Below are 25,355 nucleotides of genomic sequence, written 5' to 3' on the forward strand. Positions count from 1 at the left end.
GATTATAATTATCGCTTTATGAAATTTACCTCTACCACCCGATATAAATTACTGTTTGCCTGCCTCATCATTGTAACGCTTGCAGCTAACCGGCTTTCGGCGCAGTCGGTTTATCAGCCATATTCTTATTCTTTCTATCAAAAATTCAGCGCCGATCTGTACTCCACGCAAACGCGCATACACAGCTCGCTAAAACCTTACCTTGTTGATAGCCTGTTAAGGCACACGTACGATTCGTTGATGAACGTGGGCATCAATACGGCTAACAAGAGCTACGGCTACCGGAAGCTGTTTAGCGAGCATTTAATTGATATACAACATCCGGGTTATACCCTTTACGGGGATGTACTTCCGGATGTACAAATAGGGCGCGATTTTTCGGGCAGTAAAAATACCTGGCTAACTACGCTGGGTTACCAGGTTGGCGGTACCATCGGTTCAAAGTTTTCGTTTTACGGTAGCGGGTATAACAACCGCTCGGCATTTCCAGATTACTTAACCAATTACATCAACACAAGCGGTGTTGTGCCGGGTCAAACCCGGGTAACCAATAGGGGCAGCAGCATTACCAATTGGTCGTACTATACGTTTTTATTATCCTATACGCCTGTTAAATATGTTAATTTTACCATAGGGCAGGATAAAACTTTTATTGGCGATGGCTACCGGTCGATGCTTTTATCTGATTATGCCTCCCCATATCCCTTTGCCAAAATAACCTTTAACCTGGGCAATGTGCGCTATATGGCCATGTATGCCCGCTTTGAAGATCCTAATGCGCCTAAAATACCCAACAGCAGCGATAACCGCATCAAATGGGGATACTTTAACTACTTGGACTGGAATGTAAGCAAGCGTGTATCGTTGGGGATGTTTAATTCCATCATGTCTGTTGATGCTGATGACCAGGGCCATAAGCGTGGTTTTGATTTTACCTACGCCAACCCATTTATATTTTTGCGCCCGCTTGAGGCAACTAATGGTTCGCCGGATAAAGCTGGCATAGGTTTTACCGGTAAATGGAAGGTTATTGATAAGACGATATTGTATGGGCAGTTTTCGTTGACAGAATTCCAGGCGAAGGATTTTTTCTCAAGCAATGGCAGCGTACGCAATAAATACGCTTACCAGTTAGGTATCCGCGGCGCCGATCTGTTTAAAGTGAAAAGCCTTAACTATCTTTTAGAATATAATACCGCCAAGCCCTATACCTATACCGAAACCAGGGGTGTAGGCAATTATTCGCAATATGATGAGCCTCTGGCACATCCGATGGGCGCTAACTTCAGGGAATGGTTGGGCATTATGAATTACTCCGTAGGCCGCTTTGATCTGCAGGGCCAGTTGAACTATGCTTACTACGGTTTGGATATCAATGGGTTGGATTACGGTAAGGATATATTTAAGTCGTACCTTAATGCTGCAAAGCAATTCGGTAATTACACCGGGCAGGGCCTCCGTACCGATTTTTATTATGCGCAGGGCAAGGTGGCCTACCTGCTTAACCCCAAATATAACCTCCGGTTAGAGTTAGGTGGTACTTACCGAAACGAAAAGAATGCCTTGTTCAATAATAAAACAAGCATGATTACCGTTGGTTTGCGTAGCTCGTTCAGAAATATTTACAGTGATTTTTAATTAGCTGTTCCGTATTTTCTCAAATTTGCATCCTGATCACTCTTATATATATGAATAAAAAGTTTATCTACCTTTTCTGCGCCTCAATTTTATTAAGTTTTAACCTGTTTGCTCAAAGCACGCCCGATACTTTGCAAGGCAGCCTTGATGTGCATTTCAACGCCTTAGGCTTTATGGATAACCGCGAATACTCGGCTTTTGTGCCGAGATCGCGCACCTACTCGGGCACTCGTACTACTTTAGATTTTGGAATTAACCTGGATAGCCTGAACCATTTTATTGTGGGTGTTAACGGCATCCACGAGTTTGGCGCCCAACCTTATTTTTTAAAGGTTGACCCTATTGCCTATTATCACTACGAAAGCAATAAATGGACATTTAATATAGGCCAATTTCCGCGCGAAGGTTTATTAACACAATATCCGCGTGCCTTACTGAACGATACTTTACGTTATTACCGCCCCAATGTTGAGGGCTTGCTAACCAGCCTGCACACCAAGTACGGTTACGAAACTATTTGGATTGACTGGGTGAGCCGCCAAACCGCTACCGACAGGGAGCAGTTTTTGTTTGGCGATTGTGGCACCTATACGCCTAACCCGAAAGGGCCTTTCTATTTATCGCACTATTTTTTATTGCTGCATGATGCCGGTAACTCATCAACAGCACCACAGCCGGGTATCAGCGATAACGGTGCAGCCCAGATCCGGGTAGGGTTGGATTACAGCCACAGAACGGTTTTCGACTCCTTGAAATTTGACGTTGGCGGTATGCTATCCTTAGAGCGCACCCGTGGTGTAGATGGCTTTAGGGTGCCTAAAGGCTTTGTAGCCAGTGCCTTTATCAGCTACCATAAGTTTGCTTTGTTTGAAGAATTTTATGGCGGCCAGGGCAGCCATGTGGACTATGGCGACTCGTTTTACGAAAAAAGCACTTATAACCGTTTGGATATCATCTACTCGCCTTTTGTTTTTAAACACATTAAAGGGCAGTTTATCATCAGCATCCATTCGTCGCCGGGGTATATCGGCGATAGCCAGCAGGCATTCAGATTAACTTATGATTTAGGCCGCAAGGTGCTCAAGAGATTTAAAACCGATAATTTATTATAGGTGCACCTTAGGGCTTGGTGTTAAATTGCTGGGGCTCGCTACCAAGGCTAACTTCAAATCGAAGGTATATAGGAGGTTATAGCAAGTAATAAAATAATGGCTATTGATTTTTATGATTTGGGCGATGTACATTTTGCGCAGCTATTATTTAAGATAGAGCATCATGACTTTGATTGTTTGAAAGATGTTTGGTTAGGGTTAAAAAACGCGACCGGGATATATATCGATCAATACGGTAAAACCAGAATTTATCCTACTCAGGTGAAGTTAATTGCCTCGCTAATTAAAGAGCACCTGGAAAAGATAAGTTCATCCGACGAGAAGGCAAAAAGACCATATTTTTTTGATTTATATAACAAGTTTGTAGAAACAGAAGGTGGCTTAATTGCTTTGGGTGATTAAGAGATGTTATCCTATCGGTTAAATTCAATACGCTAAGGAAAGGAATATTGATAATTGGCCACCGCCATCCTTCAGATTTTAAAATCCGGCTATACTTTGTATCTTGCTGTTTCGTAATCACGCTTATGAAAATACACCCTGCCAGCCTTTGGGCTGTTGTTACTTTATTGCTATTTACCGATACCGTTAATGCCCAAAGGAGACAAAAAGGGCCTAACAGTAACGATACTGTATCATCAGTTTATCAGCCATCCGATATATTCTCGCCCTTGTTCTATGCCGAACGGGGTAACGAGTACCATAGCGCAAACGGAGCGCCGGGCTCTAAGTACTGGCAAAACCGGGTAGACTATCAGATCAAAGCCAACCTGGACACCGTAAAAAAAGTGATCCGCGCAAGCGAAACCATCAATTATACCAACAATAGCCCCGATCAGCTTCGGTTTTTGTGGATCCAGTTAGATCAGAATACCTATCGTGCCGATGCCCGGTCTAACTTCCCTACGGGAGCCGCCGCCGCGCAACATACCAACGGTTACGAGTTTGAATCTGTCGAGATCATACAAAATGGCAAGGCCGAAAAGGTGCCCTATGTTTTAACCGACACCCGGATGCAGGTGCGTTTACCTAAAAGTATTTTGCCCAACGGCGGTAAAATAAGCGTGCTCATTAACTATCATTATGTTATTCCGGGCGCTTTTGGCGGCCGTACCGATTATGCCGATACTAAAAACGGAAAGATTTATGAGATAGCCCAGTGGTTCCCGCGGATGTGCGTGTATGATGATACCAGCGGCTGGGATACGTTGCCATTTTTAGGCAGCGGCGAGTTTTACCTGGAGTATGGCGATATTGATTACCAGGTTACCGTGCCCTGGGATATGATAGTAGCCGGATCTGGCGAATTGCTTAACCCGCAGGAGGTATTGACGCCCAAGCAGATAAGCCGCTTGCAGGCTGCCCGCAACAGCGATAAAACCATCATGATTATCAACCCGGACGAGGTAGCAAAACCCACCTCCAGACCGGTTAACCGGGGAACGCTTACCTGGCATTTTAAAATGAGCAATACCCGCGATGTAGCCTTTGGCGCATCACGCGCTTACATTTGGGATGCCGCGCGCGTAAACCTGCCCGGTGGTAAAAAATCGTTGGCTATGTCGGTTTACCCGGTTGAGAGTGCCGGTAACGATGCATGGGGCCGGGCTACCGAATACCTGAAAGGTTCTATAGAATATTTTTCGGCCAAGTGGTTTGTTTACCCTTACCCGGTGGCGGTTAATGAAGCCGGTATTGCAGGAGGCATGGAATACCCCGGGATTGTTTTTGACGGCATAACCGATAAGGGCAAGGAGTTGTTCTGGGTAACCGCCCACGAGATAGGACACAACTGGTTCCCGATGATTGTAGGATCAAACGAGCGCCGCTTTGCCTGGATGGACGAAGGCTTTAATACTTTTATTGATATTGGAGCCTCGGACGTGTTTAACAAAGGCGAATACGCGCCCAAACGCGATAGCGAATATGCTCCCGCAGGCGGTAACCCGGCTGATGAGATTATCCCCATCATTACCGATCCGAATGCACCTACCATCATGACGGCGGCCGACGCCATCAGCGAAAAATATCGCCATCCCATAGCCTATTTCAAACCCGCCTTTGGGTTGGTACTGTTGCGCGAACAAATTTTAGGTAAAGAAAGGTTTGACTATGCCTTCCGCAATTATATCCGCAACTGGGCCTTCAAACATCCTACCCCAAATGATTTTTTCCGGTCGATGGATAACGGGGCAGGGGAGGACCTATCGTGGTTTTGGAAAGGATGGTACTACAACAACTGGAAACTCGACCTTGCCATTATCCATGCCGAATACACCGACATCAACGACTTAAAAAAGGGAATCCGCGTTACCATAGCCAACAAAGAAAAAATGGTTATGCCCTGTACCGTAGAAGTGAAATACAAAGACGGTAGCAAGCAACGCATGCAACTCCCGGTAGAAACCTGGCTGCAAAATAAAGTCACCACGTTTACCTTCCCCTCAACAAGTGAAGTTGTCTGCGTAGATATTGACCCTGATGCGGCTTTGCCGGATGTGAACCGGGTGAATAATCATTGGGTGATGAAGTGAGGTGTGGGGGGATAAATCCCTTGGGTGATTAAAGTCAAAAGAGGTGGGAAAGTGCGATTCCCCTCTCGAGAGCAGGGCTGTTGCATTCTAAGTGAGTAATTGTTTCAATCTGCCGATGTCATTGCAAACGAGTCTTTGTGCTTGTGCTATATTTTGAAAGCCATGAGCTCTGAAAACGTTAATAGCGATGTTTCTAAACACCGATATATTTTCTGGTGCATGAGAAGTTCTAATGCGGGAGGCATCCTCTTTAAACGTGACATCCTTTACCCAATGTAGCTTATTCTCTATCCCCCAATGACTTCTGATTCCATAGCATAACAATTGTGCATTTTCCCTCACACTGCTGATATAGAATGCGCAATCCTCACTGATCTTATTTTTGTCTTTTACCCAACGCTCTACCTTGATTACCTGACTGGCGCCTATCCAGGCTTTACTGATTTCTTCTGGCGCCGGGCATATACATACCGATCTGCGCTCTGTACGTCCTTTATTTTTCTCCAATTCAACGAACTTGCTGCAAACCTTTGCTGTATCCGATGTCAGCGCCGCTATTTTTTCATAAAGGCCCTTTTGATTCTTTTTTACGCCTATCATATAATCATTATTCGTACCTATTATCAGCTCAACTGTTTTTTTTGGCAATGTAAGGCGTCAAGCGTAAACGTTACCCCTTCCAATCCCAGTTCAGCAATAAGCTTGCGTACCACCGGAATTTCACTTTCCTTTGAATTGTCTACAAGACCCTGGGCTAATACTTGACCACGGCTCCCATTATAGATACTCACCAAATTTACAAATCGCTGTTTTTCAAGCGCATAATCACTCATTGTCCCTTTGATCGCTTTGCCATCTATATTCATCCATTCATTTTTATTGATTTCTGTATACTGACTGGCCCATTGATAAAAAACTTCGCTTAAACTTTCAAAATCTAAATTCTGCAGTACACGCCTCACGGTATAAAACGTAGGCAAACGGGATTTTTTCGGAGTGAAATAAGTCAAAAGATCTTTTTGATTACGCTTTATAAAATCACCCAGAGCACGATAGCCGTAATAACCACTCATCGTCCCCATCACAAATAATAACAAAATAAACGTTTGGTCATGCCGCTGACCAGCCTTTCTACGCACGTCTGGCAACTTCTGCAAATAGGTTATGATGCCCTTGTCCATACTCTTTTTTCTGCAAATTTAAATCCTTCTTCTTTTAAATGCAACAGCCCTGCTCTCGAGAGGGGCGGAGGGGTGTGTTCTATGCGAGCGATTAAAGCCACTGCCTGTGAATGAGAGGTTCACAGAATGCTGCTTATAGAGGCCACCGCGCCGTGCTTCGACAGGCTCATGACACCTTTATTTTGTAATTTCCTTTAACCCTTTTGTGCGTAAAAGCTGTCCTCCTGATACTTCGTCGGGCTCAGTAGTCGAAGGACGTGCGGCATGGCCCTTTACGATGTGTTTTTAAGGCACCTGAACTCAGTTTAATCTTGTAATTACGGGATTAATAAATTATACATACCCGTCAACGGGTAATACATTATGTTTTTTCAAATCATAATGTATTATATTTACAATAATTTTCAAGCATTTTATGGCTTACATCAACCTGCCAAATACGCAACTGCCCGGAATAGTAGGGTTATTCGATTTTAGGAAAGATACAGGCAAAATTCTTGCCGATCTTGCTGAACTTTTACTCCGTGGGCCGTCAACATTGACAAGCGGAGAGCGCGAGATAATTGCCTCATCTGTATCTTATTGGAATGATTGCCATTTTTGTCATACATCCCATGCGGCAGCTGCAAAAGCGCACCTCGGGGCAGGTATGGAGCTGTTCGACCAAATAAAGGCTGGGTTTCCAGATGTTGAAATTTCGTCGAAGTTAAAAGCCCTGTTACTGATTGCACAGCAAGTTCAGAAAGGTACTAAACATGTTTTGCAGTCGGATGTCGATTTTGCAAAAGATTGCGGGGCCGACGATTTGGAAATTCATGATACTGTATTGATTGCTGCTGCCTTTTGCATGTATAACCGTTATGTGGATTGCTTAAACACCTGGGCCCCGGAACACAATGAAGAATATGTCTCCATGGGGGAGCGAATGGCACACGTAGGTTACGGCAAAACGATCCGGGCAACAGAAAGTTAGTTCAATTAAATTGAGCTTCATTAAAGCTTTTCAGAAGCTTAATTTTGTATCGTCTTCCAGAACAATGACAAAATATTATTGTATTTCCGGAATGCGTCCTGCCTAAGTAGAGATTGCTTCGTGCCTTATAATGCTTTCTTCTTAAGCTATTTATTATCAGTGTGTTTTGCGTTAATAATCAGTATTCTTAACTTAGGGCATCGGCCCGCTCAATCGCCGCGGGAAGGGCTGTTACTTTTGTCTTGACACAAAAGTAACCAAAAAGTCAAGACTGCCCGATCCTTCCGCCCGCAGGCCAACACCCGGCCCGGCGTGCAGTCTGGCCTTTGCCCGCTTTTGCCTCTGCACCAAAAAATCTATGAGGTTCAGACTTCATCTCTGTCTTTTCCGGGCCCCGGACCGGTTCCTCAATGACGCTTGGAGATGATATAATTGCGCTGATTGTGAGTGTTATAAAACGATCGTCATTGCGAGGAGGAACGACGAAGCAATCTCTAAGCTGTACAGGGCGAACTCGCAAGGCCTCCTTAAGGATGAGGTTATAGTCATTCTAAACAGCAAATGAGCTTGTACCGTTGTCGCTACTGCAAGCGTTATACTGGCGGTCATCATGCTAAGTAACCAGTGTATTATGAAAACCCTCACAAGCATTGAAACGGAATTTCTGTTGAGGCACACGCCACAGGCGTACGCCTGCGTTTGATAGTAAAGCGCATGCACATCAAGATCTTTTTCATTAAGATAAAGTTTAGTTGTTGACGCTGAACGACGTTTTAAGTGCCTGGTTAGAAGTGGCATTACTGATCGTAAAAGCATAGCTGAGGCCGGTATTATAAGTTCCGGAAGTCAGGCTTACGGTATTACAGGCAATTCCGGCGCTTGGCCGGGGATAGTCAATAGTTTGTGTGCTCCCGGCTTTAATAACAATGAGGCCGATATCCGTACAGTTCGTACTGATACAAGGCCTGCCCATATCAGCCCCCGTTGCACTGTATGCACGAAATAAGTTGCTTTTTGGATTGCAAATGAGATCCGGCATGAAATTATTTAAATTAACGTCCCGATTGGTCGTATTGGAAATTATGAGCTGGAAATGGATGGTATCGGTTTTACTGAATGAGGTCGTAACCATTCCACTGGAATTGGCGGTCTGTAATTTAAACGTTAATGGGAAATCCGTTGTATTGTCTTTTTTACAGCTCAATGATCCGAAAACCAAAATTGTAAAAATAAAAGATAAGTTAAAGCATTTCATAAGATTAAGGTTAGTCAAATAAAATACGTAAACAATAGTCAAAACGCTACAAGGGATTAAAATCTTTACTAAACTGAAGAGGCAGCTTGATTATCTTAAACGTTTATACACTTGTTCTTTAAAAAGCTACGCTTTTAAAGAGTTATTTATTATTTCCAGGATACGTTCATTTTTCACTATCCACATTCCTAATCGCTCTTCTGTAATGCCCTCTTTAAGTTGATAGCTGTTTACTGGGGTAGTATCTTCAAAAATAGTTTCCATATAACGGAAATTAATGTTTTGGATGGATGATAATTCATGGGCAACCTCCACGATATGCGTCGAAACTAAAAAGAAAGAAGTTCTTACTTCCGCAAAAGCGGTGATTATCGCAAGAGAGGCATCATACGCATCTTTAACATTTGTCCCTCTAAACAGTTCGTCAAAAATGACGAGTATATTTTTTGACTGATTTAATTTTTCAGCCACATGCTTAACCCGTAATACTTCCTTATAGAAGTGACTATGTCCCTGTTCCAGATCATCTGCTAAGTTTATGGTTGTGATCAGGCCTTTAAATGCGGAGGTTACCATGCTTTTTGCAGGCACCGGAAAACCTAATTGAGATAAATAAACAGCAATTCCAATTGATTTAAGCAGAGATGATTTCCCAGCCATATTAGTACCGGTGACAAAACAAACATTTTTGTCGGGACTAAATTCAATGTCATTACTTTTAGCATTGGCTATAAACGGATGGAATAAGCCCTTGATAATTAATGCCGTTGTGCTGGTTTCAATAACTGCAGGAAAAGTGAAACCAAGGGCCTTACCACTTTTACTAACAGATTGATAAACATCTAAATGATAAGCAACCTTTAACAAGGTTTTTATCTGCTCATTGGCAAGTTGCCTGAAAAAGTGATCTGCTTTCACCATATCGGTTGCACTACGATGGCGTTTCTTTATCAGTTGTTGTAGCCATTCAAATTCTTCCGGTTGGAAAGTGTCTAAAATAATTGAACGGAACTCCTGTATTTTTTTAGGCAGATCGCCGTGTAGTGTATCAGTGAATTTTATTAAGCTATCAACTATCGACAGAATATTTTTTACACCGGTTTGAATTACATAATAATCATCGTCATTAAATTTGAATGCATATATAACTTTTTGTATGAACTGGGTTATAACTGAAAATGGCCTGGCATGATAATGCTTTTTCAAATAAAACTCTGCAAAATCATAGTCGTTCCTATTTAAGTTAATTTGAATGTTGTGCTCTTCAATATACAAAAGCACATTTATTCTTTCCTGTATGTGAGCAACATCGATAAGCGGATTGTTGAACATATCCTGCAACACTTGATTGCCACCAATTGTAATGGTGTGGTTAAAAAGTTCATATACAGATTGTCGGGAATTGTTATTTGGAAATATTGCCAAATCATTTAACGTTTGCCTATCGATATCGAAATTCATAAAAATGCGTATAAGTTGCTTAAAGCTAATCTTTCTTTTAGATTATTTGTGATGATATCGTATAGTACGGCCCCGATGCTGGTACACGACTGTGGCGTGTGCCTTAACAGTTTTTAATAAATAAGCGCAACTTTTAAATGGGAATTATAACTCGTAATTTCCAATGCTAGTGCCCGTTGAGGCACACGCCGCAGGCGTGCGCCAGCGTTTGGTGTGCGAATCTGCTTTTCTTTAATTCCAATGGTGGAACAGCGACACGGGCGCACCAGTATTGGGAGGTATAAAATTCACTTGATAAATTTAAGGCTTGACTTTCCATAATTGCAATACATTAGATGTTATTAAGACAACTGTTTTGTTTTTATTTAACCCAAAAAAATAATCAGCTTTTGCAGGTAAGAACGAACTAAATAAATCTAACCCTTTTGCTAAGTTCTTTTTTCCATCAATGCAAAAAAATATTTCTGGACTGTCCATCTTTGCGACATGGTCAAGTTGGGACTTATCCAAAATAGTTAAATTAAATCCTTTTTCATTCAAATCAATTTTATATTGAACCTCTTTTAAATTTACGGTATCAATGTTATTATAAAATACCATTGAACCATTTTTACATTGATAGCTCCTACTTAACTCTACTTTATGACTTGGATTTAGGTTTATAATAATCACTATCAGTACTAACAATACCTTAAACTGTACCATAACTCGGGATTTTTGTTTGTAAATCAGTTAATTTCAACATCACACGCTGGTGCGCGCGTGTCGCGCGCCCCCCCCAAGGCATCTCCCTACCTCCCCCTTTATAAACTTATTAAATCTATTTACAATGTTATGCCGAATATATACCTTAGTTCGATAATTCGCCGTAATTAACAGGCAAATCAAAATTATTAAAACAAGTAAAAATAAAAATATTTTACAATGGCTATTAACTTATTAAAGGGGCAAAAAATAACAATAGGGTTATCAAAAATGACGGTTGGCTTGGGCTGGAACCCCAACGAGGGCACGGGTTACGATTTCGATCTGGACGTTTCCGCCATCATGATTGATGCTAACCGCTTTGTGCCCGAGGATGAATTTTTTGTTTTTTATAACAATGCCGATTCGCCCGATACCGCCGTACACCATACCGGTGACGATCCTTCGGGAGGAAACAGCGATGGCGGAGACGATGAATCTATCAATGTTGACCTGACTAAGGTTGATGCTAAAATCCAAGAGATCTTATTTGTGGTCACCATCCACGAGGCCCAGGCCCGCAGGCAAAACTTTGGGCAGGTGCGCGATTCGTACATCCGCATTGTTGACGATTTAACCGGCGCCGAAGTTTGCAAGTACGAGCTGGGCGAGGATTTTTCGATAGAAACCGCTATCGAATTCGGTCGCTTGTACCGCCGTGGCGGCGAGTGGAAGTTTGAAGCTTCGGGAGTAGGGTATAAGGAAGACCTGGCTTTCTTTTTAAGTAAATACTTTAAAGGGCAGATTATAAAATAAACACCATGGCTATAAATTTAGTAAAAGGTCAAACTATTGATCTGCGCAAAAACGATCGGGGCGAAAGTTACGATTTGTCGTCGGTAACTATTGGTTTAGGCTGGGATGTTAAACAGAGCCATAGCGGCGGCTTTTTAGGAAAGCTGTTTGGCGGTGGCGATGATGCCGAATATGATTTGGATGCCATTGCTTTTTTGTTGGATAAAAACGGAAAAGTAGCCAACCGGGGCCGTAATATCAAAGCCAGCGATGGCCGTAACCTGAGTTTGTTTGAAAGCGATGTAATCTATTTCAACTCCATGAAGCATCCATCGGGTCATATCTGGCTAACGGGCGATAACCGTACCGGGGCCGGCGAGGGTGATGATGAACAGATTATTGTAAAGCTGGACGCGCTCGATCCAAAGTATGATCGCATCCTGTTTTTGGTTACCATATACCAGGGGCGCAAAAATAACCAGCATTTTGGCATGGTCGAGAACGCCTTTATCCGTGCTGTAGATGCACGCGGTACCGAAATTGCCAAGTTCAGCCTATCCGGAAACTTTACCTATAATGGCATGTGCTCCATGACGTTTGCCGAAGTTTACCGCAGGGATGGTTCCTGGAAATTCAGGGCCATAGGCGAGCCCGGCACAACAGATAGTTTTATCGATATTCTGACCAAATACACTGCTTAAAAACAATAATATTGCAGGCAGCCCGGTTTTTGTAACTCAGGCTGCCTGCAATTGATATGCTATGCCCTTTTACCAGCATTATTCCTTCGACCTTTGGCTTACGCTCATTAAATCAAACCCTGGTTTTAAATCCGAACGTACCAAAATATTCCACCGCGATTTTAATCCGGACCATAAAAGTATCGACGAAGTTGCCCTGGCCTTTCGGCAGGTTGATTTGATGTGCAACGCCGTGAATGAGCGTACCGGCAAAAATATCGATTCGGACGAGATGTACCTCATGGTGATCAGTCTCCTTAATAACAATCAACTCAACCTTTACGATATTGATACTGACGAACTTTACGCCGGTATGGAACAACTGGTATTTCAATATATGCCGGTTTTGTATTCTGATGAAACAATTGAGGTGCTGGCGCGTCTAAAAGATATGAGCGGTAGCACCTTTAGTATCTTAAGCAATACAGGCTTTATCCGCGGAGTTACCTTGCGGAAAATACTGATGGAGCTGAAGCTGCATCCCTACTTTGATTTTCAGCTTTATTCGGATGAGGTAGGCCTGTCCAAGCCCAATCCGGATTTTTTTAACCTGATGTTAAAAAAAATAAGCGAGGTAAAGTCCGCAAATGATGTGAATTTGAAAAATATTATCCATATTGGCGACAACCCTAAGGCTGATATAGAAGGTGCTGATGCGATAGGCATCAACAGCTTTTTAATTAATTCGAACCATTTACCTATTTCAAGCTTAATTAAATAAATGTTAGCTACCTATTCGCTACATCATATAGATAATGCCAACTACTTTGGGTTTAACCCGGACGACTATAGCCGTTTTAAGTTTGGCGACGAAGCCGTTGCCAAAACCTATGGCACCAGCCTTGCCGAGGGCTTTATTCAAAATTGCCTGGTAAGGCAGTCCATTGAGCAGCAAATTGTGGTCATTTCCAGTCCTTTTTCCTTTATACCTACCGCTACCTTTGCCCTTAAAACCTGGTTTGTTTGCCACTTAAACCGCTGGTTGGCCAGGCATGGTTATCAGGTAGTGCAAGAAACCAAGGTACACCGCACCGTTACCTATAAAGAAGATTACGGCGAACTGGATGCCGAGCAACGAATCAGCCTCATCGGGAACGACCTGTTCCACATCGATAAGGATTTTCTCACCAATAAAACCCTTATTTTTTTAGATGATATTAAAATAACCGGCAGCCACGAGCGGATGATCATGAAAATGGTTGGCAATTATCAGCTCGATAACGATATCTACATGCTTTATTTTGCCGAGTTGGTAAATAAAGCCATTCATCCCAATATCGAAAATTACCTGAACTATCACCAGGTGAAATCAATTTTTGAGCTCGACCCAATTATCAAAAGCGGCAGCTTCGCCATCAATACCCGGATAGTAAAATACATCCTCAATTACGATTTTGATAGCTTCCGCATTTTTATCGAAAACCAAACCAGTGCTTTTGTTGATCTGCTTTATGATATGGCGCTGGGCAACGGCTATCATACTATCGAAGCTTACGCTAAAAATTTGAACTTTATTTCTTCTAACCTGTTAATAAACACTCATAAACTGATACAACATGGCAATTAACTTGCAAAAAGGGCAGCGTGAAGCCATTAACGCACCCAAATTTACTATAGGCCTGGGCTGGGATACCAACAGCTCATCAACTGGCAGCGCATTTGATCTGGATGCCTCGGTTTTTATTCTTGGCGACAACAAAAGAATTGTAAGCGAAGAGCATTTTGTTTTTTACAACAACCTCGTTTCGCCGGATGGTGCCGTTGAACATACGGGCGATAACCTTACCGGGGCCGGAGATGGCGACGATGAGCAGATTAAAGTTGACCTATCTAAAATTGACCCCAGGGTTAGCGAAATTTGTATTGTAGTAACCATACACGAAGCCGAGAGCCGCAGGCAAAACTTTGGCCAGGTACGCAACTCTTTCATCCGTATTTTTGATGCCGATACCAATGCCGATATTTTAAAATACGAGCTGGAAGAAGATTTTTCCATCGAAACCGCAGTTGAGTTCGGGCGGATTTACAAACGCGATAACAACTGGAAGTTTGAGGCCGTAGGTGCCGGTATGAAGGGCGGCCTGCAGGATTATTTAACCAAATATAACTAAGCAACATGGCAATCAATCTTCAAAAAGGGCAGCGCATCAGTCTCGAAAAAAGCAACGGTAGCAAGCTGCAAAACGTTTGCGTTGGTATTAACTGGGGCGCTATTGAAAAAAAAGGACTTTTTGGCTTTGGCGCTACCAAAGAGGCTGTTGACCTTGACGCCAGCTGCGCGCTGTTTGATGAAACCAAAAAACTAACCGAGGTGATCTATTTTGGCAATTTGCGCTCAAAAGATGGTTCGGTAAAACACAGCGGTGACGATTTAACCGGCGATATGGCTGGTGATGATGGCTTGGATAACGAGGTAATTACCCTTGATTTTTCTATGCTGAAACCGCAGATAAGCTATGTGGCTTTTGTGCTCAACAGCTTTCGCGGGCAGGATTTTGGTACCATTCCGTTTGCGTCCATTCGCATTTACGAGGGTACGCCTAAACGGGTGAACGAGATTTTTGCTACCTATGATATTGCACACAGCAAAGATTTTGCCGGGCATGTATCCATGGTGATGGGCGTGTTTTATAAAAAGAACGGCGAGTGGAAGTTTAATGCCATAGGCGAGGCTACCCGCGATAAAAAACTGGAAGAAACGGTACGTACCGTAGGCCAAAACTTTTTATAAATCAAATTGGCCAATGGCCATTTGATAACTGTAGGTAATTATTAAAGTGTAAAACAATGGAAAGCACAGATAACCAAGAACTAAATATTACACCGGTGAGCCTGGATGCAAGCACCACCCCGGTTAAGGTGGATAAGGAGGGCAATGTTGACCTCAGCAATATTAAGCCCGAAGAGGTAAAAAAATACGGTGAGTTAAGTAAGGATCTGAACCCGAAGGATGTAAACTCCATCCTGAACTATGGTACCGAGGTACAAAACTCGATGGAAAGGTATAGCAATACCTTCCTCACGTCTGTACGTACTTATAACTCGGGCGAGGTGGGTGTGCTCATTACCGATTTACTTACCGAATTGAATTATATTGATGTGGATGAGTTAAATCAAAGCGCTTTTTCATCCTTCATATCACACATTCCGTTTGTTAAAAAATTGGTTTTCGATGCAAAAAAACTGTTTCAAAAATACGATACGGTAGTTAACAACATCGATAAAATCACCAATAAAATAAAAGCGGGCCGGGTAAACTCCATCAAGGATAATGCTTCGCTGCAAACCATGTTTGATAGTAATGTGGGCTACATACACCAGATGGAAGAGCTGATTATCTCCGGTCAGTTAAAATATAACGAGTTGAGCGAGCAGTTGGCGCAGATGGATGCCAACCCATCGGCCTATAACGATTATGAAATTGCCGACATGCGCGATTTTGTGAACCGGTTGGATAAGCGCCTGGCCGATTTAAAGGTGGTACGTTTTATTATGCTGCAATCGCTGGCGCAAATCAGGGTGGTACAAAACAACAATACTTCTATTGCCGAAAAGGCACAGTCTATTGTATCAACCACCATCCCCGTTTGGAAAAACCAGCTCACCATCGCCGTAGCCCTTAATCGCCAAAAGGAAAACGTGGAGATGCAGAAAAAGATATCGGACACTACCAATACCATTCTGCAAAAAAACGCCGAGCTGCTTAAACAAAACAGTATTGATGTAGCCCGCGAGAACGAGAAAACGGTAGTCTCGCTGGATACCCTGAAACGGACAACAGCATCGCTGATAGAAACACTAACAGAAGTGAAGCGCATCCACGACGAAGGTACTGCTAACCGCAAAACCCTCAATACGGAATTGCAAAACCTTGAAACCGAACTGAAAAAGAACGTAACGAGTTTGACTTAGTGTTGAGTAGGGAGTCCGGAGTCTTGAGCCCGGAGTCAAGAGTCAAGAGTCTTGAGTCAGGAGTTCTGAGTTGGGAGGCAGTAATGTATTCATTTTTTGTCATCCCGACGGTAGGAGGGACCTTTTTCGCGCGATAAGTATACTACAGACTTTTCGCGCGAAAAAGATTTCTCCTCGTACCTCGTCGAAATGACACCACGGAAAGGCACTCAAGACTCAGAACTCCTGACTCCCGGCTCAAGACTCAGGGCTCAGAACTCAACACTCCCAACTATTTCGTAATTTTGTAACCGGATAGAGGGCATAATTGACTAACAGATTTGATGGATGAAAACCGGCTACATATTTTAAACGAATCCAACCGGATGCTGAGTAAGCTCCAACTGCTTTCGGTTTTTTTTGCAGAGGATGTTATTTTTAAAATCCACCTGCGTAGCCAGGTGATCCATAAACTGTTTGAAACCAACCCCGACCTGGATATTAACAAGCTCGAGTTATTCCACGTACAGTTTACCGCCAGCCTTGTTGATCTGTTGCGGAAGATCAAGAAACGGAACGAAAACAACATCAGCCTTTTATTTGATGAGATACAGCTGAATAAGGAAATGATAGCCAAGCTGAACGACGCCGTTTATACCGAAAAAAATTATAACCTGGATAAGCAGCGGCAATCGTTAAAAATGAACCTGTCGTTGCGTAAGCTGTTCCAGGTGCTGTCTGATAACTCAACCGAAAATCCTTTCTCCAAAAATATCAACGCGTTCAGTTCGCACTTTGCGGCCGATTTTTTTTACAGCATTTCGCCTGCACTCTTTGCCGATCTGATTCAATACAACCCGGCCGACGTTTATACCAACAGTTATGCCATCATCCAAAAAAAATTGATGGGCGTGTTGTGTAAATATAACTTTAAAACGGAGTTTTACTGTGGCCTTAACGCGGGCGGCCAGGTGATAGAGCTATACCGGTTTTTGGATGTAGAAAGGTGTTTTTTATACCTGCCCTCCAATAATTTATTCTTATTTTGCGATATCGACAAGATCAGCAACATCGACAGGACTAACAACCTGTCGAAAAAAGAGAAGCTGATCCACGAGTTAAACGATAAAAATGACAAGCTATTGAGCAGCGCCGGTGCGATGAAAGCCGATATGCCTGTGGAAATTAAAACTTTATTGGCCGAAAATTACAAGAAGATTGAGGACATTAACTTCCTTGAAAATCTGAGTAATTTTGATGTGCAAGCCAATATTTTAAAAACAATGTTAAATACTGATATTATCTGATATGGACTTTTTACACACCCTTTTGGGGCCTGATATTAAAGCCGGCCTGTTAATTATTTTAAACCTGATTGTAATTGAAAGCTTACTATCGGTAGATAATGCCGCCGTACTGGCCACCATGGTGATTGATTTACCCAAGCATCAACGTGCCAGGGCACTGCGTTACGGTATCATCGGCGCTTATGTATTACGTGGCGTTTGCCTTTTTTTAGCATCGTGGCTGGTAAAAATATGGTGGTTAAAACCTATCGGCGGCTTGTACCTGTTGTACCTGGCCTTTAACTATTTTAAAGGCAAAATGAGCGAAGCCAGCGGCGGCGAAGATGAATCTGTTGATAAGAACCAAAACTGGCTGTATAAATCAACCGTGGGCGTATTTGGCGTTTTCTGGGCCACGGTAGCTTTGGTTGAACTGATGGACCTTGCGTTTTCTATCGATAACGTGTTTGCTGCTGTAGCCTTTACCGATCATGTTTTTTTAATTTATACCGGCGTATTTATTGGCATACTGGCCATGCGTTTTGTGGCGCAGGCTTTTGTGAAGCTGATGGAGAAATTTAGCTTTTTAGAAACCGTGGCCTTTATTGTAATTGGCGTGCTGGGTATCAAATTAACAGCTTCTATTTATGTACACTTTTACCCGGCCAGCCCCGTGGCCGAAGCTATGGAAGGCGAAACGGCAGATATATTGGTTTCTGTATTTACGGTAGCCATATTTTTGATACCGGTAATTACTTCCTTGCTGTTTAATTTTCCTAAAAAGAATATCATTAAACCCGAGGTGGCCGAATCTGCTGAGGATGTGGTTGATAAATTTTAATCCCGGTTTGATTTAGATATTTAGAGATCGATGGACGGGTTTAAGTTTGCTAACAAAGCCATAGCATCAATTGGTGGCGTTGGGTTTTTAAAAGGAGGGGGCACTTATGCCGCCATATTAACCTGCGGTTTGATTTGGCTGTGGTGGCAAAACCCGGCCTTGCAAAACCCCTGGTATTTGCTGGTTTTTACCGTTTTGGTTACACTCTTGGGCGTTTACGTAGGCAATAAGGTGGAGCCCGACTGGGGCGAAGATAGTTCGCGCGTGGTCATTGACGAAGTTGCCGGGATGCTTATCGCGATGTTGTTTATACAGCCCAATATTTATTTCCTGATAGCGGGGCTTATTCTTTTTCGCTTTTTTGATATCCTGAAGCCATTATACATCCGCAAGATGGAGGATTTTCCGGGTGGCTTAGGCGTTATGATGGATGATGTTTTAGCCGGGGTTTACTCCAATATATTGCTTTGGCTGGGGTATTGGGTGTATCAGTTATTAAAAAGGCCATAGTAGGGACAAGGGGAAGAGTATTTGAATCTTTGCTCCGACAATCAGTATTCTTTAATTTAGATCATCGGCCCGCTCAAACGCCGCGTGAAGGGCTTTGTTCGTTATTCACTGTTGTTTGTTTTTGGTGTGAATGGTTGCTATCGCAATTTTGTCTTGACACAAAAAGAACCAAATACCGACCGGAGGAAGCTCATGAACACCTTAAAAAAACAAACATAGGTGTGAATAAAGTCAAGACTGCCGATCCTTCCGCCCACAGGCCAACACCCGGCCCGGCGTGCTGTCGGGGCTTTGTCCGCTTTTCCTATCTGCGCTTGGTAATCTATAAGGTTCAAACGTCATCCCTGTTTTTTTCCGAATGTCCGGGTCCGTCACTCAGAATGACGTTCTTTTTCTGTGCGCGAAGGCTGTCCTCCTGAGCCTGTCGAAGGATGTGCGGCATGGCCCTGTATAAGTTTTTTTTGATGTACCTTATCATTCGCTTACTTAAGTCGATGATTGTCAATTTGCATATATTCTTAATTTACAGCATCGGCCCGCTCAATCGCCGCGTGAATGGTTTTGTTGTTTTTGTATTGATACAATGCGCTAACGAACAGAAGATTATAATACAAAATCTCTTAGCTTTATGATCGCTCGCATAGAACACACCCCTCCGCACCTCTCGAGAGGGGAATCGCACGGGCCGCCGCTTGTCTTGTGTATTGTATTGATAATGAGCGTTTTTTTTTATTCGTCTCTCTCGAGAGGGTGCGGGTTTGGCTTGCGGCTGGCTGGGAGGTGTTCACCGTACGACGAACTCTGCATACTGCATGAACTGCATACATCATGGTATTGTACGTACGGCACGAAACCTTTTGTGATTGATCATTCTACTGCGATTTTACTTCAATAGAGCATTCTAATGGCATGCAAAAGATATGGGTACAAGGGTAGTCCACTATACCAGCTTTTAAAACGATATTTATTGAGCCCCGGCTCAATAAATATCGTTAATCATATTGGCAATGAGCGCGCTCCAGCCGGTTTGGTGGCTTGCGCCAAGGCCATAACTGTCGTCGCCGTGGAAATATTCGTAATAAAGTATCAGGTCGGCATTTTCTGGTTTTCGGTAAAAAGCCTGGTGGGTTTTATAATTAACCGGCCTGTCGCCATTTTTATCGGTCTCAAAGGTTGATATTAACCTGCGGATCAACTGGTTGGCTATTTCGCCGAGCGATATTTGTTTAATGCCTTCGTCTGTAGGGAAATTGAATTTCTTTTCGTCGCCATAAAACTCATAATACTTTTTAAGCGAGTTGATCAATATAAAATTCATAGGCATCCAGATGGGGCCGCGCCAGTTGGAGTTACCGCCAAATAAGTTTGTTGTCGAGTCGCCGGGCTCGTATTTGATAGAGTAGTGGCGCCCGTCAATATTGGCGGTATAAGGGTTTTTTTCATGGAATTTGGATAAGGCTCTTATCCCTCCCTTGGCTAAAAATTCGCTCTCATCGCATATCCGTTCCAGTAATTTAGCCAGGCGCTCAAAAGGTACCAGGGATAGCAATACTTTGCCCTTTCCGTCATCGTGTATCGGCAAAAATAATTTATTCTGGGTGCGGTATTTATTGAGCCATGACGCCCTTTTGGTAAAATCCCTCAAAGCCTCGAGCTTATCATAGTTGAAAACCGATACTGCAAACATCGAGGTAAGCCCCACCAACGATCGTACTTTTAAGTGGTGGTTGCCGTGCTTCATGCGTAGCATATCGTAAAAAAACGAATCCTCCTCGTTCCATAAGCCCAGTTCGTTCAGGGCTTCGGCAATCAATACAAAGTGCTCGTAAAACTTGAGGGCCATATCCTCGAAAGAATCGTCGTACATGGATATCTCGAGCGCAATATCCATCATGTTGAGGGCAAAGGTGCCCATCCAGCTTGTACCGTCAACCTGCTCCAATACGGCATCTTTGATCTGGCTGCTGCGGTCAAACACGCCGATGTTATCCAGCCCCAAAAATCCGCCGGCAAATATATTGTTGCCGTTAACATCCTTGCGGTTGGCCCACCAGGTAAAATTGATAATCAGCTTCTGGAATATCCGTTTTAAAAACCGCAGATCGCCAACGCCCTTTTTCTCTTTTTCAATCCGGTATACCTGCAAGGCCGCCCAGGCCTGCACGGGGGGGTTAACATCGCTAAAGTTCCACTCATAGGCAGGTACCTGCCCTTCGGGGTTCATGTACCACTCGCGCATAATCAATATCAATTGATTTTTTGCAAACTCAGGGTCAATAATAGCCATAGGCACGCAGTGGAAAGCCAAATCCCAGGCAGCATACCAGGGGTATTCCCATTTATCGGGCATGGATATCACATCCTGGTTGTTAAGGTATTTCCAGTTGCCGTTACGGCCGTTGGGCCGGGTTGCCAGTGATGGGTCTGAGTGGGTACTGGCGCGGTGCCATTCCCTGGTATCGTAGTGGTAATATTGCTTGTTCCACAGCAAACCCGCAAAAGCCTGCCGCTGAATGTTAGCCAGTTCGGGCGAGAGCGATTTAGGCATCAGGCTGTTATAAAACTCATCGGCCTCCTTCTTTCTCAGTTCAAATAACTCTTCAAAATTATGGCCTATCGGGTTTTCAACCGGCTCCTTGCTCAGGCGCATAAATATTTTTTTTGATTGCTTAGGCCTGATGGTGTATTTATAAACGGGCGCAAACTTTGTTCCGTCGTTTTTGGCTGCTAATTCATCAAAGTTATCACCATCAATAATAGCCTCATGGAAAGCGTCTTTTACAAACACGTTTTCGTTGGGTTGCCTGTATATGCGCTCGCGGTTGGTTTCGTTTTCTGTAAATAACGATTTGCCGGTATCCTGAAAATAAAAATAATAATCGCCGATGATGTAATGGCTGGCCTTAACGCTTTTATGGTTTAGCCGCGTTATAAGCGGTTTGGGCTTTGATTTATCTGTTTGCCAGTAATTAAAAAACCAGAGCGTGGGCAATACGGTAATATCGGCAGTTAAAGGGCCTCGGTTAACAATTTCAATACAGATCTGTATATCTTCCGAGTGGTGTTTGGCGTAGGTAATGTATATATCAAAATACTTATCGTTATCAAATACATTGGTATCTAAAAGCTCGTACTCGGGTTCCATTTTGGAGCGATGGATGTTTACACTCACCAACTCATCGTACGGGAAACCTGTTTGCGGGTATTTGTACAAATACTTCATGTAATAATGCGATGGCACATTATCCAGGTAGTAATACAGCTCTTTAACATCCTCGCCGTGGTTACCCTGCCCGTTTGGCAAGCCAAATAAACGTTCTTTCAAAATGGGATCTTTACCGTTCCAAACCGCTACGGCAAAACATAAACGCTGAAAGTAATCGGATATCCCAGCTATGCCGTCTTCGCCCCAGCGGTAGCTGCGGCTGCGGGCCTGGTCGTGCGTGAAGTGCCCCCAGGCATCACCGTTAGAGCTGTAATCTTCGCGAACGGTTGCCCATTGCCGCTCGCTTACGTAAGGCCCCCAGTGCTCTAACGGAACAGGCTTTTTTGCGTTTTCGTCTAACCTTGTTTGCTCTGCGTTTTTAACCGGATTTGCCATGAATTAATTAGCTACTAAAATTTTTAACCATTTGCTTGAAGTTGTAAAGTAAATAAAATATTTATTACTGTATTGTTAAAAAATTATTTGTTTTATCGATAGGCGCACTTTGTGGCTAATTGCTATATTGCGATGGCTTACATATTAAATAACGATATAAGTAATTATTAATATAATAAATTGTTAATTTTTTAATTAATACCGGAATTTAATATTAAACTTGCTTTTAAGTTGCTTTAGCCCTTAGGCTGGTAAAATTGCTTTTTTATAATAATTAACTGACTTCTATTTAATGCTTCAAACAAGGTATCTGCTTATCTGCATGCTTAATTTGTCGTGCATATCTATTGCTTGCGGGCAATATCAAAATGCGGGCATTAAGGGTGAAATAACTGATGCTCAAAATAATCCCCTGCTGGCGGCTTCGGTTTTTTTATTAAAAGGTCAGGATTCTGCCGTAGTTAAACTTGCCATTACAGATCAGCATGGCATGTTTAGCTTTAGTGATGTTACGGCCGGCAAGTATTTAATAAAGGCCACACTTGTGGGATACAAGGCGATAACTACAGCCGCCTTTGATTTAAAAAGTGGTATCAACTTCAATGCAGGGGCCATTAATTTGGCTGCCAATACAATTAAACTGGCCGAAGTTGCCGTTAACAACAACAATCACTTTACTGATGCTTTGCCTGGTTTAATTACGCTAAACGTGCGTAATAATATTTTATCAGCAGGTAGTAACGTCATAGAAATTTTAAAAAGGGCCCCTGGTGTACAGGTAGATAACAGCGATAATATATCATTAAACGGCAGAAGCGATGTGTTGGTAATGATAGATAATAAGCCCACATATTTATCGGGCCAGGCCCTTGCTGATTTGTTAGGAGGCATGCCAGCGAGCATGATTGATAAAATAGAACTGATCAGCAATCCTAATTCAAGTTTTGACGCGGCCGGTACAGGCGGCGTAATTAATATTAAACAAAAAAAAGATAGGGGTACGGGCACCAACGTGCAGGTAATCAACAGTATGGGTTTGTATCAGCCGGGAGGAAACCGCAGCTCGGAAGTTAAATTGAATACCGGCTTCAACTTTAACCATCACACAGGCAGGATAAATATATTTGGCGGATATGCCTACAACAGTGCGCCGATAGACAGGTCTTCATCGTCAGACAGGCTGGTTACTTATCTAAACGAGCTTGATCAGATCAATGTAAACTGGTTTAGCCAGCAACGCAGGCAGATCAATAATTACAGGCTCGGCGTGGATTATAGTATCAACCCTAAGCATATCCTTGGCTTTTTGGTTAACGGCTCGGTAAGTAATTTATCAGCCAATAAAAACACATCATCATTAATATCAACTCTGGGTGTTATTGATTCTACCATCCTGACCAAATCCAACTTGCAAAAAAAATTATCCAATTTGATGCTCAACGTTAATTACCGGGGCGATTTTAGTCGCGGTGGGCAACTTACCATCGATGCAGATTACAGCAACTACATCCGCCACTCAACCGAACTGATTCAGAGCGAATACACTAAGGACGATGATAAATCGGCGTACCGTTTTTTAACATTGCAAAATACCTCGCCATCAGAGTTTGATTTATATACCTTTAACGCTACTTACCAGCTCAAAATTAGCCTAACCAACAGAATTGCCGCTGGCTTTAAAGCCAGCTATGTTAAAACCGATAACAATTCGGATTTTGGGCAGTTAATTAACGGCACATACCATGCCGATACGTTGTTTACCAACCAGTTTAAATATACCGAGCGCATCAACTCAGCCTATATTAATTATAACCATCTCTTCAGTAAAAAGATGGGCCTTGAAATAGGCACAAGGGTGGAACAAACCATATCCGACGGCCTGTCGCCGGATCAGAAGGAAAACATCAGCAGTAATTATTTCGATATTTTTCCTAATGTGCAGTTAAACAATACCATCAGCGCTAATCATCAGCTATTGTTTACCTACAGCCGCCGCATCACCAGGCCCAGGTATGAAGATCTTAACCCTTTTTTATCTTACATCGATCAGTATACCTATCAAATCGGTACGCCCTATTTACGACCATTTTATTCAAATACGTTTGAGCTAACTCATATCTATAAAGAGAAGCTAACCACTGTATTAAGCTTTGCCCTTATTAACCGGTTTACACAGGTTGTTTACACGCAAAACAATAACAGTCAGATTGTTACATTAAGTAAAATGAATCTGGGCGACCGTTATAACTACGGCATACATTTGATGACGCCCATTGCTTTTAATAATTACTACAGTGTGGATTTTGATTTGAGTATGCTTTATCAGCATTTTAGTAACCTATCGTCGGGAGGTAGCCTGGATAGCGGCAGCCCCGATGTTACTTTAAAAACAACGCATTATTTAAAGCTTCCCCTTAATTTTAGACTGGAGCTGTTCGGCCTTTACGAAACAGCCACCACCTTTGGCATTTTTAGGTACAAGCCCAACTACTACTTTAACGCAGGCCTGAGTAAAGGCCTGTTTAAAAAGCAAGCGACGGTATCTTTAAGGGTGGATGATGTATTTAACACAGACAAAAATATCTACACTTCGTATTACCAGAATCTGAACATCGGCGGTAATCAAAAAAATTCTTTCAGGTTAGTCCAGCTTAGCTTTTCTTTTGTTTTTGGAAGCCGGTCTGTTAAGCCCGTGCGAAGGAGGAGTACCGGCGACGAAGATGAGCAGGGCAGGGCGGGCGCAAACTAATGTGGAGTCAAGAGTACTTAGCCCGTAGTAGCATTGTGGCGTTTTGATGGAGTATAGATGGCTTTTAACGCAGCGCTAACTCAATTTACCGTTGGCACCAAACT

General features: G+C 42.9%; 20 protein-coding genes and 1 pseudogene. 16 read left to right on the top strand and 5 right to left on the bottom strand.

The features are described 5' to 3' along the window. Positions 1-18 precede the first annotated feature (18 nt). The 4 genes from MUCPA_RS30055 (at position 19) to MUCPA_RS39055 (ending at position 5,284) form a co-directional block, all read left to right on the top strand. Positions 19-1,638, top strand: coding sequence for a hypothetical protein (locus MUCPA_RS30055; RefSeq protein ID WP_040628376.1), 1,620 nt, complete (start codon positions 19-21; stop codon positions 1,636-1,638). Between the two features lie 50 nt (positions 1,639-1,688). Further along, positions 1,689-2,750, top strand: coding sequence for a hypothetical protein (locus tag MUCPA_RS30060; protein WP_008511652.1), 1,062 nt, complete (start codon positions 1,689-1,691; stop codon positions 2,748-2,750). A gap of 96 nt (positions 2,751-2,846) precedes the next feature. Next, the gene (locus MUCPA_RS30065; protein WP_008511653.1) at positions 2,847-3,152 is read left to right on the top strand and encodes a hypothetical protein; all 306 of its coding nucleotides are present in this window, start codon (positions 2,847-2,849) and stop codon (positions 3,150-3,152) included. 125 nt (positions 3,153-3,277) lie between these two features. Beyond that, the gene (locus MUCPA_RS39055) at positions 3,278-5,284 is read left to right on the top strand and encodes a M1 family aminopeptidase (protein WP_008511654.1); all 2,007 of its coding nucleotides are present in this window, start codon (positions 3,278-3,280) and stop codon (positions 5,282-5,284) included. 87 nt (positions 5,285-5,371) lie between these two features. On the opposite strand, the pseudogene MUCPA_RS39650 reads toward MUCPA_RS39055, so the two are convergent. Then, positions 5,372-6,465 (bottom strand): annotated as a pseudogene (locus MUCPA_RS39650) (ISAs1 family transposase). 415 nt (positions 6,466-6,880) lie between these two features. On the opposite strand from MUCPA_RS39650, the gene MUCPA_RS30085 reads away from it, so the two are divergent. Then, a complete protein-coding gene (locus MUCPA_RS30085) occupies positions 6,881-7,438 on the top strand; it encodes a carboxymuconolactone decarboxylase family protein (protein ID WP_008511655.1) in 558 nt (185 codons plus the stop codon). A gap of 748 nt (positions 7,439-8,186) precedes the next feature. Here the strand turns inward: MUCPA_RS30085 and MUCPA_RS39070 are convergent. From MUCPA_RS39070 to MUCPA_RS30100, 3 genes are all read right to left on the bottom strand, one after another. Then, positions 8,187-8,477, bottom strand: coding sequence for a hypothetical protein (locus MUCPA_RS39070; protein ID WP_233276808.1), 291 nt, complete (start codon positions 8,475-8,477; stop codon positions 8,187-8,189). A gap of 342 nt (positions 8,478-8,819) precedes the next feature. Next, positions 8,820-10,154 (bottom strand): MutS-related protein, encoded by a 1,335-nt coding sequence (locus tag MUCPA_RS30095; RefSeq protein ID WP_008511659.1) that lies wholly within the window; start codon positions 10,152-10,154, stop codon positions 8,820-8,822. A gap of 300 nt (positions 10,155-10,454) precedes the next feature. Beyond that, positions 10,455-10,859 (bottom strand): hypothetical protein, encoded by a 405-nt coding sequence (locus MUCPA_RS30100; RefSeq protein WP_008511662.1) that lies wholly within the window; start codon positions 10,857-10,859, stop codon positions 10,455-10,457. Between the two features lie 219 nt (positions 10,860-11,078). On the opposite strand from MUCPA_RS30100, the gene MUCPA_RS30105 reads away from it, so the two are divergent. From MUCPA_RS30105 to MUCPA_RS30150, 10 genes are all read left to right on the top strand, one after another. Next, positions 11,079-11,654, top strand: a complete 576-nt coding sequence (locus MUCPA_RS30105; RefSeq protein WP_008511663.1) for a TerD family protein — start codon at positions 11,079-11,081, stop codon at positions 11,652-11,654. A 5-nt stretch (positions 11,655-11,659) separates the two neighbouring features. Continuing rightward, the gene (locus MUCPA_RS30110; RefSeq protein ID WP_008511664.1) at positions 11,660-12,334 is read left to right on the top strand and encodes a TerD family protein; all 675 of its coding nucleotides are present in this window, start codon (positions 11,660-11,662) and stop codon (positions 12,332-12,334) included. A 61-nt stretch (positions 12,335-12,395) separates the two neighbouring features. After that, positions 12,396-13,094, top strand: a complete 699-nt coding sequence (locus tag MUCPA_RS30115) for an HAD family hydrolase (protein ID WP_008511665.1) — start codon at positions 12,396-12,398, stop codon at positions 13,092-13,094. After that, on the top strand, positions 13,095-13,940 hold the full coding sequence (locus MUCPA_RS30120) for a phosphoribosyltransferase family protein (protein WP_008511666.1): 846 nt from the start codon (positions 13,095-13,097) through the stop codon (positions 13,938-13,940). It abuts the gene before it with no gap. After that, complete coding sequence (locus MUCPA_RS30125; RefSeq protein ID WP_008511667.1) at positions 13,930-14,484, top strand: TerD family protein; 555 nt, start codon at positions 13,930-13,932, stop codon at positions 14,482-14,484. Before MUCPA_RS30120 ends, MUCPA_RS30125 begins: the two co-directional genes overlap by 11 nt. Before the next feature lie 5 nt (positions 14,485-14,489). Further along, a complete protein-coding gene (locus MUCPA_RS30130) occupies positions 14,490-15,104 on the top strand; it encodes a TerD family protein (RefSeq protein WP_008511668.1) in 615 nt (204 codons plus the stop codon). 56 nt (positions 15,105-15,160) lie between these two features. Next, positions 15,161-16,285 carry a toxic anion resistance protein gene (locus MUCPA_RS30135; protein WP_008511669.1) on the top strand — a complete coding sequence of 375 codons (1,125 nt, stop codon included), beginning with the start codon at positions 15,161-15,163 and terminating at the stop codon, positions 16,283-16,285. Between the two features lie 323 nt (positions 16,286-16,608). After that, complete coding sequence (locus MUCPA_RS30140) at positions 16,609-17,571, top strand: hypothetical protein (RefSeq protein ID WP_008511670.1); 963 nt, start codon at positions 16,609-16,611, stop codon at positions 17,569-17,571. Between the two features lies 1 nt (position 17,572). Continuing rightward, positions 17,573-18,391, top strand: coding sequence for a TerC family protein (locus MUCPA_RS30145; protein WP_008511671.1), 819 nt, complete (start codon positions 17,573-17,575; stop codon positions 18,389-18,391). A 30-nt stretch (positions 18,392-18,421) separates the two neighbouring features. Further along, entirely contained in the window at positions 18,422-18,901 is a 480-nt protein-coding gene (locus MUCPA_RS30150) for a phosphatidylglycerophosphatase A family protein (RefSeq protein ID WP_008511672.1), read from the top strand. A gap of 979 nt (positions 18,902-19,880) precedes the next feature. Here the strand turns inward: MUCPA_RS30150 and MUCPA_RS30155 are convergent. Further along, positions 19,881-22,502 carry an MGH1-like glycoside hydrolase domain-containing protein gene (locus MUCPA_RS30155; RefSeq protein WP_008511674.1) on the bottom strand — a complete coding sequence of 874 codons (2,622 nt, stop codon included), beginning with the start codon at positions 22,500-22,502 and terminating at the stop codon, positions 19,881-19,883. Positions 22,503-22,794: 292 nt separating this feature from the next. Here MUCPA_RS30155 and MUCPA_RS30160 point away from each other — a divergent pair, with 292 nt between their 5' ends. Further along, positions 22,795-25,251, top strand: a complete 2,457-nt coding sequence (locus MUCPA_RS30160) for a TonB-dependent receptor (protein ID WP_008511675.1) — start codon at positions 22,795-22,797, stop codon at positions 25,249-25,251. The last annotated feature ends 104 nt before the right edge of the window (positions 25,252-25,355 follow it).

This window comes from Mucilaginibacter paludis DSM 18603, from assembly GCF_000166195.2.
Lineage (GTDB): Bacteria > Bacteroidota > Bacteroidia > Sphingobacteriales > Sphingobacteriaceae > Mucilaginibacter > Mucilaginibacter paludis.